Origin of the sequence: Hyalangium sp. (assembly GCF_035629615.1) — a bacterium.
Taxonomy (GTDB): domain Bacteria; phylum Myxococcota; class Myxococcia; order Myxococcales; family Myxococcaceae; genus Hyalangium.
This window is the reverse complement of sequence record NZ_DASPHO010000836.1, coordinates 1-13,236: the sequence shown is the minus strand read 5'-3', so window position 1 is coordinate 13,236 and position 13,236 is coordinate 1. Positions and strand designations below refer to the sequence as shown.

The following is a 13,236-nucleotide window of genomic DNA, read 5'->3' as shown; positions in this document are numbered from 1 at the left end:
GGCAACGAGGAGGGTGGCGGATATGGAACGGATGGGGCTCGTCGCACACGTCGAGCAGCAGTTGGAGCGCGTTATTGCACTGGGCTTGCTGCCAGAGCAGGGACTTCTTCCCTCGGAGAACATGCTGGCGCGGAAGTATGGAGTCTCGCGAGCCACTGCTCGGCAAGCACTGCAACGGCTGGCCGCGAGGGGACTGGTGGTGCAACACCCCGGGCGCAGAAGCCGTGCAGTGGTGATGGACGAGGCGGTGACGCTGGAGAACGTGGGCGTGGTGCTGCATGCAGACCAGGGCCCGGCCCACCCGGAGAGGAGGCGGCTGCTGGAGGGCTACCTGGCCCTCAAACGGGAGACGATGGTGGAGCTACTGGCCGCCTGCTGCGAGCACGCCTCGGAGCCGGACATGGAGCGGCTGCGGGAAGCCTGCTTCGCGTTGAGAGATGCGGCGCGCTGGCAAGAGGAAGACAGAGGGTGGGTGGCGTGGGAGTTCGAGCTGCTGAGGCTGGCGGCCCGCGCGGCGGACCGTCCCGGGCAGTTGCTGCTGATTCACTCGCTGGAGCGCTCCTTCAGGGCCATGGCGGCAAGGCTGCTGCCCCACCTGGATTCAGAGGCCGCCCAGAAGTGGGCGTGGTGCGCCTTTCATGCCCTGTGTGACAGGGACACGCAGACGCTGAGGCGAGAGCTGCCGATGCTGCTCCAAGCCGGCGATGAACACTTGCTCAGGAATATGGCGCCACCTCACCATGCCATCGTCCCGCCCGAGGTTCCTCAAGTGCCGGTGGAGACACTGCCTGAGCGCAACTCAGGGCCAGAGTCAGTCAGGGGCGAGCTGCCGGGCGCAGCCGTTGCGAACCTGTCTGCTTGTCATACAGGTTCGTTCCAGGCGCCGCCGACAGGCTCCCCGCTCGAGTTGTCTGCTTGTCATACAGGTTCGTTCCAGGCGCCGCCGGCAGTAGGTCCTCCGCCCGAGCTGTCTGCTTGTCATACAAGCTCGTTACAGGCGCCGCCGGCAGACGGCCCTCCGCCCGAGCTGTCTGCTCGTCATACAGGTTGGTTCGAGGCGCTGCCGACAGCAGGTTCCCCGCCTGAGTCTCCGTCTCCTGGCTTCGGCCACCCTTCGGGCGACACGGAGCTTGCAGCAGGTGAGCTCCCAGGTTGCAGGGAGGAACGTGTCGCCCTCAGCTGGTCTCCTGTCCCGTGGCCGCTGGCTGCTTCACCCCTGGAGAGCCCAAGGTCAGCGCCTCAGTTCAAGAAAGGGCACCGGCCGGATGCGCCCTCTCCGAACCGGACTGCTTGTCATACAGGTTCGTGCCGGGCGTCGGCGCCGGGGAGCCCCCTCGCGGTGTCCCGTCTCCCAGCTGCGCTCTCACCTCGGGAGGCGTCGTGTTTGGAGTGAGCAGGAGTCTTCACGCACTCTGCTGTGGGACGCACATCCTGAGCTGTGCCTCTGCGTACGCCTGAGCACAGCCATCCCCGCTCAGTAAGGCCGCTGGCCGGCGAAGTTGCCTGGTGGCGAGTAGTCGCACACCCAGAAATCCCACGTCGTGGAGCTCCCGAGGGGCGAGTTCTGCGTGCACCGCTTCATCGCGCAGCCCACCTGGGTCGTGGTCCTCCAGACGATCTGCGTGTAGTGGCCACACTGTCTGCCGGGCGCGCAGCTGTTCGTGCCGTAGTTGTAGAAGGAGGCCTCGGAGGCCCAGTTCTGCACCACGCCCGCTGTTGTCAGGGAGTTGGGCGTCGCCGCGGCGATGTTCTCGCCGAAGTTCCCAAGTTGGGGATTGTGCCCCCACTTGCACTGGTCGGCCCACGCCTGGGCTTTCTCGGCGGCCGCGTTGGACCAGGTGAGCACGGGCAGGGCCGGGTTGGGCGTGGGCGTGGCGCTGATGCGGACCGAGTTGTGGGCGGAGATCATCTCCCGCGCGAACGGACTGTCCGTGGAGCCGCCATCGGGCGAGGTGCCACCGTCGGGCTGCTGCTGCAAGTCTTCGTCTCCGAAGTCACAGCCCACCAGGAAGAGAGGTGCGGCACAGAGAAGCGTGAGGGAGAGGAGAGGAGGAAGGAGGCGCATGGGGGGATTATCGCCTCCCGGGACTATTCCTTCAGGCCCCGCAGCGGTCCCGTGCCGTCCTCTCCGAAGGAGGAGCGGTTCACGCCCATGCCCTGCATCAAGGAGATGAAGAGGTTGGCCAAGGGCTCCCCGCTGTAGCGCACATGGCGCCCCGGAGTGAGTGCTCCACCTCCTCGCCCTGCCACCACCACCGGCATGTTGCTGTGCCCGTGCGAGTTGCCATCCTCCACCTCGCTGCCGAAGTAGACGAAGGCGCTGTCCAGCAGCGTCGATCCGTCCGTCTCCCGCACCGCCTTCAGTCGGTGGAGCAGGTAGGCGTACTGCTCCACCTCCCAGCGGTCGATCTTCGCCAGCGCGTCGTAGTTGGACTGCACCCGCTGGTGGTGCGAGTACGTGTGGTGCGTGTCGCTCAAGCCCAGGAAGTCGTAGACGCGATCGCTGCGCGCGTTGCCCAGCATGAACGTCACCACGCGCGTCAGGTCACACTGGAAGGCCAGGACGATCAGGTCCATCATCGCCCGCGTCTTCGCGCGCACGTCGTCCGTGTTGACAGGCGCCTCGCCCGGCTGGCACATCGGACCGTCGGGCTCGAGCGCGTCAACGCGTCGCTCCAGCTCTCGGACGCTCGTCAGGTACTCGTCCACCTTCCTCCGGTCCGTCGCGCCCAGCCGGCCCTGGAGCGCCCTCGCGTCCTCTCTCACGAAGTCGAGGACGCTCCGCTCGTAGGCACGCCGCTTCTCGAGCTCCGCCTGCGACTCACCCGGATCGAAGCCCGCAAAGAGCCGGTTGAACACTGCTCGGGGGCGGGTCTCCTTCGGTCGAGGCGTCGAGGGTCCCGCCCAGGCGATGTTGTACGAGTAGGCGCAGCTGTAGCTGGAGTCACACGCCCTGACGCCCGTCCCCGCATCGTTGCCCAGCTCGAGCGATGGAAAGCGGGTGGCCCCCTGCAGGTGGTTGGCTATCACCTGGTCCATGGAGATCCCCACGTAGATGTCCGTCCCCGCCGTCTTTCTCGCGCGCGCGCAGGTGAGGAAGGCCGCCGTCCCGGCCGCATGGTGTCCGTTCAGCTCCGGCCTGCCCGGCCAGTGCGAGAGGCCCGTCAGCACCAGCACGTCGTCCTTCACGGGCGCCAGCGGCTGCAGCGTGGGTGTGAGCGCCCAGCCCCGCCCGGAGGCCGAGGGTGTCCACTTCGCCATGTGGATGCCGCACGGCACGTAGAACACCGCGAGCCGACGCGGCACCGCGGCGGTCTGCGCCCGGACGGTGCGAGGCAGCATCGCCTCCAGCAGCGGCAGCGCCATCAGCGTCCCCGTGCCGCGCAGCAGGGTCCTTCGAGACAGTGCGGTGTGGCTCATGGCGTGTCCTCCTCGGGTTCTCCCCGCCGGTGCGTGAACGGCTCGCTTCCGGTGATGGCGATGATCAGGTCCTGCCACCGCCCACCCCGCGCCTCGGCCTGCCGCGTGATGTCCGCCACCGCGCAGGTGTCCGCCTCCGTGAGGCCTCGGCCCAGGGCGTAGGTGAGCAGCTGATGGGTGATGCACTCGCCGAGTCGCGCATCCTCCTTGAGCAGTGGGCGCAGGCCGGTGACACCCTCGAACGCCGTCCCGCCGGGCAGCGTGCCGCTCGCGTCTACCGGCGCTCCCGAGCCCTCCTCGGTGCGCCGCCAGCGGCCAATGGCGTCGAAGTTCTCCAGCCCAAAGCCGATCGGATCCATGAGGTGGTGGCAACCTGCGCAGACCGGATCGGACCGGTGCTGCTCCATCCGCTGGCGGAGGCTGGCGCTCGGATCCACGGGAGGAGGCAGGCCCTCGACATTGGGAGGCGGTGCAGGGGGCGCCGAGCACAGCAGCTGCTCCAGCACCCACACCCCACGCTTCACCGGAGAGGTGCGCGTGGGCAGCGAGGTGACCGTCAACAGTGAGCCGTGCGCGAACAGGCCCATGCGCTCGGGGTGGCCTTCGAGGCTCACGCGCCGCGGCGTGTCGCTGCCCGGGAGCGGCAGCCCGTAGTGCGCGGCGAGCCGGTCGTTCACGTAGGTGAAGTCCGCGTCCAGCATGTTCCGCAGCGGGCGGTCGCTGGTGAGGAACTCGCGGAAGAAGAGCTCCGTCTCCTGGCGCATGGCACGACGCAGGGACTCATCGAAGGCGGGAAAGAGCGCCGGGTCCGGCGCCGCGGCGTCCACCGCGCGCAGGTAGAGCCACTGGCCCGCGAAGTTCTCCACCAGCGCCTGGGCCTTTGGATCCGCGAGCATCCGGCGCACCTGCTCCTCGAGCACCATGGGCTCGTGCAGCTCCCCGGCCTCCGCCAGCGTCTGCAGCGGCTCGTCCGGCGTGCTGCTCCAGAGGAAGTAGGCGAGGCGGGCCGCCAGCTCCAGATCCGTCAGCCGGTGCGGTGCAGGCGAGGCCGGTGCCGGGTCCAGCTCCACTCGGTAGAGGAAGTGCGGAGACAGGAGCACCGCGCGCAGGGCGAGCTTCATCCCAGGCTCGGAGCCGTCCCCCTGCTGGCGGGAGAGCGTGACGAGGGAGAGCAGCCGCTCCAGCTCGGAGTCCATCACGGGCCGCCGCCAGGCCCGGCGGGCGAAGCGCGAGAGGAGCTCCCGCGCGCACGGCATCGGGTCCTCGACGTCGAGCCTGCACGAGCGCAGGGTGCCCTTCCTCCAGGCGTCCTCCAGCACCTGGGTGGCCGCGGCAGAGGACTTCTCCAGCAGCAGCGGGCTCATGCTGAGCACGTCCGCGTCGTTGTCGAAGCCTGCCGAGCTGATGTCGTCCGCGGGGAAGTCCCGCGCGGGCCGCTTCGTGTCCCCGAGCAGATCTCGGACCGTGTTGTCGTACTCGGCGCGGTTGAGGCGGTGCAGGCTGACGCGGCCGGGGTCCCTCGGCTGTCGACACGCATCGCGTGGCACCTCCGCTTCACCCACGGGATCGGGCGGTGCCTCGGGCTCCGTCCGCGGGACGGTGGTGGTCACCTTCTGCGTCGAGTTGCCGTAGCAGCCGGCGAGCAGGAGCACGGAGGCCACACCCACCCATACCCCGGGTCTTCGCAAACGGTGTCTCGGTCCCTTCATGCACCCCCCTTGGCGCGACTGGCGCCGCTGCCGTCCCAGGCAAGAACCCCACCAGCGGAGGGCATGGCCCTGGAGGGCGAAAGTCTCGCCCGCGGGGGAGCCCGCGCGTCACGGGCCCGACGGGCGCGTGGGCAGTCCGGAGGTCTCGAGAGGAAGAGCATTTCCCGGGTCGGGTACCTGGGCTCAGCACGCCAGCCCGGACGCCCTGGCCGTCAGGGGCGAAGCGAGGAAGGAGCGCTCGCCTGCCCGCCAGCGTGTACAACTCCCGTGGGCTGTGCTGTCCCGCCACCGCGGCTACATCTTCCAGGAGGTCACATCTATGGAACAGACGCGCGTCGAGGCCGATGACGACTTCCAGCTCCTGGTCAACGTGCTGCCCGCACCGCTGCAAGCCGCCGTGCGCACGCTGTCACCGGCGGAGGTCCTGGAGGTGGTGATGGATCTGGGCCCCGCCCGAGGCGCGGCTCCTCAGCGGCTCCCAGCGGCTGCGCGAGGAGCCTGTGACGCCGGGAGACCTGGAGCACGTGCTGGCCCAGGTGGGGCCGCCGGGCGAGGACAACCGCGCCGGCATCGAGCGCACGCTGCATCGCGTCTCCGCCATCCGCAACCGTAAGGGGCGCGTGGTGGGAATCACGCTGCGCGTGGGGCGCGCGGTGTTCGGCACCATCGACATGGTGAAGGATCTCATCGGCACCGGGCGCAACCTGCTGCTGCTGGGACGGCCCGGCGTGGGCAAGACGACGAAGCTGCGCGAGGTGGCGCGTGTGCTCGCGGATGACCTGCACAAGCGGGTGATGGTGGTGGACACCTCCAATGAGATTGGCGGGGACGGGGACATTCCCCACCCGGGCATCGGTGGCGCGCGCCGCATGCAGGTGTCCCGGCCGGACCGCCAGCATGACGTGATGATCGAGGCCGTGGAGAACCACATGCCGGAGGCCATCATCGTCGACGAGATCGGCACTTCGGCCGAGGCGGCGGCGGCGCGGACCATCGCCGAGCGCGGGGTGCAGCTCGTGGCGACGGCGCATGGCAACACACTGGAGAACCTGGTGCTCAACCCCACGCTCTCGGATCTGGTGGGCGGGGTGCACACGGTGACGCTCAGTGATGAGGAGGCGCGCCGGCGCAACACACAGAAGACGATCAGCGAGCGCAAGGCCCCGCCCACCTTCGACATGGTGGTGGAGATGGTGGGCCGGGACGAGGTGCTGGTGCACCTCGACACGGCGGAGGCGGTGGATCGGCTGCTGGCGGGCCGCGAGGTGGGCGGTGAGCGGCGGCGGCTGGATGGGGGCGTGGTGAGGGCGGAGCCGGTGCCTCAGTCCGTGGCGCCGCTGCCTCCTCCTCGGAGCAAGGCGGCGCCGGCAGCCCCCGCGGCGTACAACGGGCCGACGCGCATCTATGCGCACGCGGTGAGCCGCGATCTGCTGGACCGGGTGCTGCGGGAGCTGAAGGTGGACGCGCGGGTGGTGGGGCGGCTGGAGTCGGCGGACCTCATCCTCACGCTCCGCGCTCGGGCGAACGATCCGAAGATGCGGCGCGTCATCGAGCGGACGGGGGCGCGGGTGGAGGAGGTGAAGCGCAACAGCTCGGCGGAGCTGCGGCGGGTGTTGCGCTCGGCCTTCATGTTGGTGGAGGGAATGGACGAGGACGAGGTGCGCGAGGCGGTGGCGGAGGCCGAGCACGCCATCCAGCGGGTGCTGAGCGAGGGGGTGTCCGTCCCGCTGGCCCCGCGTCCGCCAAGGCTGCGGAAGCTGCAACACCGGCTCGTCAGCCGCTACCACCTGGAGACGGTGAGCCGGGGCAGCGAGCCCGTGCGTCACCTCACCATCTACCCGCTGGGGGCCGAGGTCGAGGCCGCGCTCCACGAGAGCGAGGCCGAGGGCAACGCCTGGGTTCCTTCCGAGGCGTAGGACAGCAAGCGTCCTTTCACTTTCCTGCGGGCATGGGTACCGTCCCTCGGGAATGGAGCGGGGCTGGGAACGAAGAGGTGTGTGGGCGCTGGCGCTCGTGGCCATGGCGGCCTGGGTCGTGCGCTTCCTCCCCTTCACTCGAGAGGGCGGTGCCTTCGGCTATCCCATCGAGTACGCCGAGGGGCTCTACTACTCGGCCTCGGCGCTCTTCTTCCAGGGGCACTGGCCGTACCGGGACTTCGTCATCGTCCACCCTCCAGGCTCGGTGCTGCTCTGGTGGCCAGCCACCGTCGCGGGCTCTTTCCTGGGTGCGGACACCGGCTTCACGGTGGCCCGGTGGCTGGCAACGCTCTGCGGCGCCTTCAACGTCTTCCTGGTGGGCCGGCTCTCCCTGCGCATCTGGGGCCCCGTGGCGGGGCTCGTGTCGGCGCTCGTGTATGCCAGCTTCCCCGAGACAGTCCTCATCGAGCGGGGCCCCTTCCTGGAGCCCCTCCTCAACCTTGCGTGCTTGAGCGCGGCCAATGCCTGGCTCGTGCCGCCGCGCGTGGGGCGGGAGAAGACGTGGTGGCTCGTGGCGGGGGCGCTGTTCGGACTGGCCGTCTCGGTGAAGCTGCTGGGAGGCATCTGGCTCTTCGCCGCGCTGCTGTCTCGTCCCCTCTCGTTCTCCTGGGACTGGAGGCCCCAGGCCACGCTCCTGCTCGGGACGGCAGCGGCGGTCACGCTCATCATGGGGCCCTTCTTCCTGCAGGCGCCCTCGGAGTTCCTCTCCCAGGTCTTCTTCTTCCAGGCGCTCCGGCCCGCGGATGGGGACCTGAACCACATGGGCCGGCTGTACGAGCTCTTCCCCGAGCGCCGCCTGGTGGGCCTGGCGCTGGCGCTGCTGGGGCTCGTCCTGGTGGCCGTCCGCGCGTTCCGGACCAGCGAGGCGACCCGGACCGCGGAGCGGTTCTTCGCGGTGACGTACATCCTGACGATCACCGCCTTCCTGTCCTCCCCGAGCTACTGGAACCAGTACAACACCTTCGCCGCCTCGGACTCGATGCTCGCGGGAGTGGGGGCCGCGGCGATCCACCAGTGGCTCAGAGCGTGGTCTCCGCATCAGGCCCGGCTCGTGGCCGTGCTGCTGTGCGTGGCCGTGCTGCTGCCGACGCTGCCCTCCCTGAGCGGGGGACTCCGGCTGAAGGCGCCCGAGCAGCTGGCGCTCGCCCACTACATTCGCGAGAAGGTTCCGCCGGACGCGCCGCTCTTCGCGTTCGAGCCGGCGTGGGGGCTCATCGCGGGACGGCTGCCTCCGAGCATCCCCGGGGCGCCGCTGGTGGTGGACTCCTATGCGCTGATGCTTCGGAGCGGCATGTCCTCGGGCCAGCCCCTGGCGCATGCGACGGAGACCTTCCAGACGTCGGCCTCGCAGCAGGCCATGCGCGAGCTGCTGGCCCGGAGCCACTTCGTGGTGCTGGGCTGGCGAGGGGAGCGGCAGCTCTCCGAGGAGAGCAGGCAGTGGTTCCGCGCCCACTTCATCCAGCGCTTCCCGGAGCAGGGGCAGGCAGGGCCGGATCTCTGGGAGCAGCTCCCTCACTGAGAACCCCTGGACGCGGGGCTGTCACAGCCGGCGCAGCGCCCGCACCAGCACCGGCATGAGCGACAGCGCGAGGAGGTTGAGGCCGACCGCCCAGGCCACCAGCGGCTTCCACACCTTCGGCTCGACCTTCCGCGAGCCCAGCACCACCAGCACCCACAGCACCGGCAGGAAGTCGAGGCTGAAGCGCTGCGCGTTCAGCTGCACCCACCCGTTGTTGTAGTAGTGCAGCATGTGGACGAGCGTGAGGAGCACCGCGCCCCAGGCCACCGCGAGCAAGGGGCGGTGACCGCGCGCCGCCAGCGCCACGAAGATGAAGGGGCTGGCCAGGGTGAGCGAGGTGCCCATGTCCCCCATGTGCAGCGGCGCCAGCTGGCGGGGGCCGCCGAAGACGAAGTGGGGCCCTTCCAGGAACATGTGGAAGAAGTTGAAGGGCACGTAGGCGGGGTGGAACAGCCCGTAGCGCGCCACGCGCTCGGCGAGGAAGTCGGTCAGGGGCATGCCCGCGTAGCCCGTGTCGAGCGGGTTGCCGAAGCGCGCGGCATTGAGCGCGAGGTACACCAGGGCACAGCCCCCCGCCACCGCGAGCGCCGCGCCCGCCTGGAGCACCTGCCGCCGCCGGCCTGCCTCCGCGTGGCGCAGCCACACCGCCGCCGCGATGAAGGGCACCAGGTAGATGCAGAGCTGGCGCGACAGGAAGGCCAGCCCCGCCCAGAGCCCTGCCCACCCACCGCGGGCTTTGCCCAGCGCCTCGTTCAGCGCGAGCAGCGAGCACACCACCGCCACCACGTGCGCGAAGAACCACACGGCCTCGCTCTGCACCACGCAGGACCAGAAGGCAGTGCCGGCGAGCAGCGCGGCCACCCACCAGCGCCGCTCAGGAATGGGGACTTCCAGCTTCCCCAGGATGCGCCACGCGACCCAGGCCGCCAGCACGGCCAGCCCGAGCGCCAGGACACGGTAGGGCGCGCCCTCGTGGCCCGTGAGCGCCACCACGGGCAGCAGCACCACCGAGGGGAAGGGCGGGAACGCCACGTAGTAGCGGTCTCCGTAGAGGCTCAGGTCCTCGGCGGGGCCTGTCACGTCCAGCCGTCCTTCCAGCCAGGCCTGGGCCTGCAACCCATAGAGGTTGGGCCCGGCATAGGGCGCGCGCCGGAAGCTCAGCCCGAGTGCGAGCAGGGCCAGCAGGACGAGGAGTGTCTTGCCGAGGGCAGGGGGGAGGGACATGGGCAGGCGCTCGGGGACTTAGCCCCTTCGCACCCGCCTCCCCAAGGAAGAAACGATCCCGCTGGCGGGGGCTCACCCGGCTGCCCATGATTCAGGAGGCGCTCTTGCACAGGGAGTGGGTGGGATTTGGAGACATGACGGATCGCGAGTGCGTGGTGCTGCTGCAGTGGGCCGCGCCGCGCCTGCGCCTGCGCTGGGAGGGCTTCCGCCGGGTGCGGGGGCAGGTATGCAAGCGCATCGGCCGCCGTGTGAAGGCGCTGGGGCTGGAGGGTGCCACGGCCTACCGCGCGCGCCTGGAGGCGGAGCCGGCCGAGTGGGAGGTGCTCGACTCGCTCTGCCGCGTCACCATCTCGCGCTTCTACCGCGACCATCGTGTCTTCGATGTGCTGCGCGAGGAGCTCCTGCCCACGCTCCTGCGCGATGCCCGAGGCCGAGGCGATAGCGTGTTCCGTGTCTGGAGCGCCGGGTGTGCCTCGGGCGAGGAGCCCTACACGGTGGCCGTCCTGTTCCGCTTCGGGCTGGCCCCTGAGTTTCCCGGGCTGCGGCTGGAGCTGCTCGCCACCGACGCGGACGAGGCGCTGCTCGCCCGGGCCCGCCGGGGCTGCTACCCGCCTGGAACCCTGCGCGAGCTCCCAACCGAGTGGGCCGCGAAGGCCTTCACCCGCACGGCGAAAGGAGAGCAGTGCCTCGCGCCCGAGCTCCGCGATGAGCCCACCTTCCGTTGCCAGGATCTGCGCGCGGAGCTGCCCGCGGGGCCCTTCCACCTGGTGCTCTGCCGGAACGTGGCCTTCACGTACTTCGCGCCGCCGCTCCAGCGCGAGGTGCTCACGCGGCTCGTGGAGCGGCTCGTCCCTGGCGGGCTGCTCGTCATCGGCGCGCACGAGTCCCTCCCCGAGGATGCGGCCGTCCTCGAGCGCGCCGCGGGGCCGCTGCCCGTCTTCCGCAAGCCCACGGCCTGAGGGGCTCCTTGGGTATCGGCGGAGCTGCGGCCTGGGCAAAACCCGGAACCTGCGCTTGCCGGGAGCCGCCTGCCGAACCTGTCTGCTTGTCAGACAGGTTCGTTCCAAGCGCCGCCGCCAGCAGGCCCACCCCTCCAAATCTCCGGCCCGGGGGCGTCCAGCAGACCTCCAAGGCTTCTGAGGTTGTGCGCCTATTGCCCATCCTGCTAGGTCGGGTGGTTTTTGCGATACCTCCTGCCCTGCCGGGTTGCCCTGCTTCTCGTCCTCATGGCTTCCATGGCCCTGGCCAGTGGGTCTGGTGACAAGATCCGGACGCTCAAGTTGTCGGAGCACCCGAGCGACTCGACACACAACCTCTACGTCTCCGAGCAGGTGGTGACCGTCCTCCGGTTCGATCAGGACGTGGACCCGACCCAGATGAAGCTTCTCGGGTGGGAAGGTCGGTTCGAGCCCCCGCTCGTAGGAAGCAAGAGGGTGGTCATTGTACCGCTCCGGGTCTTACGGCCAGATGGGAGCCCGAGACCGGAAGACTGCTCTGACAAAGCGCGCGAAACCATGCGGATCCTGCGGATGCGTGTGGGTGATTCCGCGGACGTGGATCTCGACACGAACCAGTCCGGTACTATGAGGCGCACCCGGTTGATGGGGACCCGGTGCCCGTCTGTGCTGTGGCTCGGTTTGAAGGCAACCAGCGTCAACTCGTTCCGGTGAGCCCCCTACGAGCTGACCCACACTGAGGTCAGCCCGTACCCAGGCTCCCAGCCTCTGGCGATGCCGCGTGAGATTGACGCGCCCCGTCTTGAACGGCTCGCGACATATCCGCTACACGCCACCTCCCCGCACTCTCTCAAATTCCAAGAGAGCGCCTGGGCCGGGAGGGTCTCGTCGTATGAGAAAGATTCTGGGAGCGCTTGCGGCAGTGGTGTTGTTCGCGTGTGGAAGCCCCAGCGGTACGTCCACGGAGCCGGGGGCGCAGCCTTCGGAGGGCCTGAAGCTGACGGTGGAGCCGGGGACCACCCAGGGCACCTACGGCGAGGTGAAGTTCTCCTCGCGCGAGGTGGAGCCGGGCGTGTACCGCCTCGAGGTGCGCTTCGACGGGATGACGCTCACGGGCCTGCTGGATGCGGAGAACGGCGTCTCCACGCTGGATGGCTTCGCGGAGGCCAACGGGCGGGACACGCAGATGACGGACAAGGATCGCGAGGTGGTGGCCGCTCTCTATGCCGCGCTCAACGCGGAGCTGCCCTCCGGTGACGCGGCCACGCCCGAGGCGAAGTACCTGCGGCGCGCGGTGGGCCTGTGGGCCGAGTACCCGAGCACGGTGCAGATGCAGCGCACGGTGATGGGCGAGCAGGGCCGCGGGTACACCATGCTGTGCAGCTACGCGAAGTGCAACGGCAAGTGGACCGGCAGCTGCGGCGGCGTCTACAACTGGTACTCGTACGCGAAGCACGACTGCCAGCATGGCGGCTGGGACTACACGCGCAACCAGCAGATCGCCCAGCTCGGCGACCACACCTCGTGCAGCGGGGACGAGTTCTACCTGAACGGCAGCACGTGGGTGTGCGGTGAGCCGGACCACTGGTCCCGCCCGAAGGTGATGGGCAGCTGCTTCGGGCGCTGCGGCGGCGGCTGCGGCGGCGACACGCAGTACACGCTGGATGCCACCAACCACGATGGGTGCGTGCGCAACGGCCACGCGCTGGCCAGCGCCTACTGCGACGACCAGTTCATGTCCGCCACCGACGACGAGCTGTTCGCCTCCAACTGCTACTGAGCGCGATGGCTTGCACCCCCAGGCACGGGGGCGCGGTGAGGGTGGCGAGGGCCTGCGGACTCCTGCTGGCGCTCGCCACGCTTGCCTGCGCCTCCTCGGAGTCGAGGAAGAAGGAGGCGGCGCAGGCCTCCGTGCGTGCCTTCTTCGCCGCGCTGCCGGCGGGGGACTGCAAGGTGCTCGGGCCGATGCTGGCCACGGGTGGGGGCGCCCAGCCGTGCGAGGACACGGTGCGCGAGCTGCTCGAGCATGGCATGGAGCTCGTGGAGGTCCTGGACGCGGCGGTGGACGGGAGGGATCCCGACGCGGTGCTCGTTCAGGCGAAGGTGGCCCGGGATGGCACCGTGCGAGAGACGCCCTATATCCTCCGTGTCGAGCGCCAGGGCGGTGGGTGGAAGTTAAGGCTGTAAGTCTGGAGTCCGCACCTGGGCGTTCACACATGAGAGTCTCAGCCCGTCTCCTCCTACCGCTCGCAGGCGCCGGGGTGCTCGCCGTGGCGGTGCTTGCCGTGCTGCTCTGGCCCACGATGTCCGCTCCGCCGCCACCCGAGGAGCCCCAGGCCTCCTCTCCGTCGGGCTCCATGGCTGCGGAGGCGCCCGAGCCCCGAGCGCCGGCTCCTCCACCGCGCCAGCCTCCGCCGGCCGCCAGCGCCGCG

General features: G+C 69.7%; 11 protein-coding genes and 1 pseudogene. 8 read left to right on the top strand and 4 right to left on the bottom strand.

Annotated elements, in window-relative coordinates; translation table 11 throughout:
- Window positions 1–22: 22 nt before the first annotated feature.
- Complete coding sequence (locus VD972_RS42095; RefSeq protein ID WP_324995147.1) at window positions 23–1,393, top strand: FadR/GntR family transcriptional regulator; 1,371 nt, start codon at window positions 23–25, stop codon at window positions 1,391–1,393.
- 81 nt (window positions 1,394–1,474) lie between these two features.
- Here the strand turns inward: VD972_RS42095 and VD972_RS42090 are convergent, their stop codons facing one another.
- Genes VD972_RS42090 through VD972_RS42080 form a run of 3 tightly spaced genes read right to left on the bottom strand, consistent with a single transcriptional unit; the run spans window position 1,475 to window position 5,081 of the window.
- Window positions 1,475–2,065, bottom strand: coding sequence for a CAP domain-containing protein (locus tag VD972_RS42090; protein WP_324995145.1), 591 nt, complete (start codon window positions 2,063–2,065; stop codon window positions 1,475–1,477).
- Window positions 2,066–2,088: 23 nt separating this feature from the next.
- Entirely contained in the window at window positions 2,089–3,420 is a 1,332-nt protein-coding gene (locus VD972_RS42085) for a DUF1552 domain-containing protein (RefSeq protein ID WP_324995142.1), read from the bottom strand.
- Window positions 3,417–5,081 (bottom strand): DUF1592 domain-containing protein, encoded by a 1,665-nt coding sequence (locus VD972_RS42080; protein ID WP_324995140.1) that lies wholly within the window; start codon window positions 5,079–5,081, stop codon window positions 3,417–3,419. Before VD972_RS42080 ends, VD972_RS42085 begins: the two co-directional genes overlap by 4 nt.
- A gap of 548 nt (window positions 5,082–5,629) precedes the next feature.
- Between VD972_RS42080 and VD972_RS42075 the strand changes: the two genes are divergently transcribed.
- Entirely contained in the window at window positions 5,630–7,045 is a 1,416-nt protein-coding gene (locus tag VD972_RS42075) for a R3H domain-containing nucleic acid-binding protein (protein WP_324995139.1), read from the top strand.
- 79 nt (window positions 7,046–7,124) lie between these two features.
- A complete protein-coding gene (locus tag VD972_RS42070; RefSeq protein ID WP_324995137.1) occupies window positions 7,125–8,624 on the top strand; it encodes an ArnT family glycosyltransferase in 1,500 nt (499 codons plus the stop codon).
- Window positions 8,625–8,645: 21 nt separating this feature from the next.
- On the opposite strand, the gene VD972_RS42065 is transcribed toward VD972_RS42070, so the two are convergent.
- Entirely contained in the window at window positions 8,646–9,848 is a 1,203-nt protein-coding gene (locus tag VD972_RS42065) for a glycosyl transferase family 39 (protein ID WP_324995135.1), read from the bottom strand.
- Window positions 9,849–9,982: 134 nt separating this feature from the next.
- Between VD972_RS42065 and VD972_RS42060 the strand changes: the two genes are divergently transcribed.
- From VD972_RS42060 to VD972_RS42040, 5 genes and pseudogenes are all read left to right on the top strand, one after another.
- On the top strand, window positions 9,983–10,807 hold the full coding sequence (locus tag VD972_RS42060) for a protein-glutamate O-methyltransferase CheR (protein ID WP_324995133.1): 825 nt from the start codon (window positions 9,983–9,985) through the stop codon (window positions 10,805–10,807).
- Window positions 10,808–11,083: 276 nt separating this feature from the next.
- Entirely contained in the window at window positions 11,084–11,518 is a 435-nt protein-coding gene (locus VD972_RS42055) for a DUF2381 family protein (RefSeq protein ID WP_324995131.1), read from the top strand.
- Between the two features lie 178 nt (window positions 11,519–11,696).
- Window positions 11,697–12,584 (top strand): hypothetical protein, encoded by an 888-nt coding sequence (locus tag VD972_RS42050; protein ID WP_324995129.1) that lies wholly within the window; start codon window positions 11,697–11,699, stop codon window positions 12,582–12,584.
- Window positions 12,585–12,589: 5 nt separating this feature from the next.
- Window positions 12,590–12,991, top strand: coding sequence for a hypothetical protein (locus VD972_RS42045; protein ID WP_324995127.1), 402 nt, complete (start codon window positions 12,590–12,592; stop codon window positions 12,989–12,991).
- Window positions 12,992–13,020: 29 nt separating this feature from the next.
- A pseudogene (locus tag VD972_RS42040) lies at window positions 13,021–13,236 on the top strand (hypothetical protein); the annotation flags it as partial.